Source organism: Blautia sp. DFI.6.71 (assembly GCF_020593585.1).
GTDB classification, from domain to species: Bacteria; Bacillota; Clostridia; order Lachnospirales; family Lachnospiraceae; genus Blautia_A; species Blautia_A wexlerae.
The window spans coordinates 1-324 of sequence record NZ_JAJDMJ010000181.1 but is presented as its reverse complement, the minus strand read 5'-3'; the positions used below and the strand labels follow the sequence as shown (position 1 = coordinate 324).

The 324-nt window shown below is 38.0% G+C and carries 1 protein-coding gene; it reads right to left on the bottom strand.

What is annotated here, in order from left to right; translation table 11 throughout:
- Positions 1–57 precede the first annotated feature (57 nt).
- Positions 58–324 (bottom strand): transposase (locus LJE12_RS19795; RefSeq protein WP_227292425.1); only part of this gene is annotated, 267 nt, incomplete at its 5' end.

The window sequence follows — 324 nt, the reverse complement described above, 5'->3', positions numbered from 1 at the left end:
CTCCACAGTCGTTAATTCCCGAAATAGCCTTCGGTACATACTTACATTTGCTTTTAATCATGCAATCCTGTAAGTTTTAGCATCTTTTAAATTAAGTGCCGCATTGAGATCCCTGTCTGCAACATAGCCACATTCACATCTGTAAATTCTATCTGAAAGCTTTAAGTTTTTCCTGACAGAACCACAATGGTGACAGGTCTTTGAAGACGGATAAAATCTATCTGCTACCCTTAACTCAATGCCGTTTTCATCACACTTGGCTTTAAGCCTTGTTCTAAATTCATAAAACTTCTGAGATGCAACAGCTTTTGAAAGACACCTGTT